The sequence below is a fragment of the Burkholderia sp. Se-20378 genome (assembly GCF_017104665.1).
Taxonomy (GTDB): Bacteria; Pseudomonadota; Gammaproteobacteria; order Burkholderiales; family Burkholderiaceae; genus Burkholderia; species Burkholderia lata.
Genome location: NZ_JAAGPG010000860.1, coordinates 1 through 2,421 on the forward strand (window position 1 = coordinate 1; position 2,421 = coordinate 2,421).

General features: G+C 67.5%; 1 protein-coding gene. It reads right to left on the reverse strand.

Features of this window, described 5'->3' with window-relative positions; genetic code table 11:
• Positions 1–78 precede the first annotated feature (78 nt).
• A complete protein-coding gene (locus G3N93_RS38320) occupies positions 79–2,316 on the reverse strand; it encodes a TonB-dependent siderophore receptor (protein WP_206135365.1) in 2,238 nt (745 codons plus the stop codon).
• Positions 2,317–2,421 lie beyond the last annotated feature (105 nt).

Below are 2,421 nucleotides of genomic sequence, written 5' to 3' on the forward strand. Positions count from 1 at the left end.
GCGTGACCGCCAGCGCGACCGCGCCCGGCAGCACGCCGCCGATCGCAAGCGCCGCGCGCGTCCCCCAGCCGCCCGCCATCAGAACTGCCCGCGCACGGTCAGCATCACGTTGCGCGGTTCCCCGTAACGGTTGTTCCAGCCCGGGTTGCTCAGGCTCAGGTAGTACTTGCGGTCGAACAGGTTGTTGACGTTGACCGCCGCGCTCCAGTGCTTGTCGTAGCGGTAGCCGAGCCGCAGGCTCGCGAGCGCGTAGCCGCCCTGGCTCATCGTGACGCTGCCCGCCTGCGCCGAGTAATTGCTCTGCACCTGCACGCCGCCGCCAACGCTCCAGCGTCGCTCCTGCCAGGGCAGGTCGTAGTTGGTCCACAGCCGGAACAGGTGGCGCGGGTTCAGCAACGGCGCGAACGACGAGCCCGCGTTCGCGAGGTTGTCCGCGTAGCTCATCGTGTCGTACGTGTAGCTCGCCCACACGCTCCACCACGGCGTGATGCGGCCGTTCGCCTCGAATTCGAAGCCCTGGCTGCGCACGCTGCCGCCGTTCACGTAGTAGCAGTTCGGCCCCGCGCACGGATGCGCGAGATCGACCTGCGGGTTGTTGTCGAGATCGATGCGGAACGCCGCGAGCGACACGTTCAGCTTGCCGCCCGCCAGTTCGCCCTTCACGCCCGTCTCGTAGGTGCGCCCCTTCACCGGCGTCAGGATGCCGCCGCCCCACATCGACTTGGTCTGCGGCTGGAACACTTCCGCATAGCTCGCGTACCACGACCAGTCGCGCGCGAAATCCCAGATCAGCCCGCCGTACGGCGTGAACTGATGGCCGGTGTTGAAGTGCGCACCGAGGCTGTCCTGGTTCCACCAGCTCATGCGGCCACCGAGCACGAGCGTGACGGGTTCCGCGAGCTTGATGCGGCCGAGCCCGTACACGCCCTTCTGCGAAATGTCGTTCTGCTGCGACTGCTGGTACGGGCCGACGTCCGGCTCGAGCACGCTGCTCGGGTTCCAGCGGTACACGTTCACCGGCGTGCCGACCACGTTGCCCAGCAACTGCGCCGACATCTGCCCGCTGCTGCTGTTCGCGTAGGTCACGCCGAACAGCAAATCGTGCGTGAGCCCGAACGCATGCACCGGGCCCTGCACGTTCGCATCGAGGCTGCGGCTGTAGCTGCTGAATTGGTACGCGCCACCCGTCAGCGCACCGCCCGCGCCGGTCGCCGGGTTGATCGCGCCGTACGAGCCCGCGTACTTCAGGTCCGAGCGCACGCTCTGGTATTCGCCGCTGACCTTCGCCTTCCAGCCGGCGCCGAGCTTCTGCTCGACCGACGCGAACGCGCGTGTCGTGTCCCAGTCGAAGTGGCCCCACGCGGTGTCGAGGAACGTCGAGCGCGACAGGCCGAGGCTCGAGCCGTCGCGCGCCAACGGCACGCCGGACATGTCGGGTATCGAGCGCGTCGTCTGGTATTGCGCGCCGAACGTGAGCAGCGTGTCGCGGGTCACGTCGACTTCCGTGATCCCGTAGATCGACCGCGTGTCCTGCTTCGCATGGTCGTAGAAGAAATGGCGATCCTCGTACGCGGCGACGAGCCGGCTGCGCACGGTGCCGGCCGCATTGAGCGGGCCGCCGATGTCGGCTTCCGCGCGATAGCGGTCCCAGCTGCCGACGCTCACGCTGGCGTTTGCCGAGAACTGGTACTGCGGCCGCTTGCGCACGAGGTTGACCGTCGCGGCCGGGTTGCCCGAGCCGTGCAGCAGGCCGTTCGCGCCGCGCAGGATTTCCACGCGCTCGTACACGGAGATGTCCTGCGGCGCGCTCGCCATATCGCCGATCACCACCGGCACGCCGTCGAATTCGAACGAATCGACCTTGAAGCCGCGCACGAAGTACGCGGTGGTGAGCAGCACGTAGGGCTGCACGGTCACGCCGGCCGACTGCTGCATCACTTCATCGAGCGAGAACAGGTTCTGCTGGTCGATCCGCTCGCGCGTCGTCACGCTGACCGACTGCGGAATCTCCCGCAGCGCCAGCGGCATCTTGCCGACCGTCGCCACCGACGGATCGTCGGCCACGCCGCGCGACGCGGTCACCGAAATCGCCTTCAGCTCGCCCGCAGCGGGCTTCACGGCGGTCGTTTCGGCCTTCCGGACTTCCGCGCCGGCTGCCGACGCCGGCGACGGCGCCGTCTCGGCGAACGCCGCCGCCGGATGCGCGGCAATCAGCAAGCCCAGATACAGCGACGGACGCCAGCGCCCTCGCCCCAAACGGGCGACGCGCGCGCCCTTCGTCCTTGATCTCCCAGGTTCCAGCACCTCGTACCGCATTCACGCCCCCGTATTTGATAATCATTCTCATTATCAAATAGAACCGGCGGGCGATTTTTCGATCGAGGGGCTTTTCCTATCGATTCCGGGCACGCCGGATCGCAT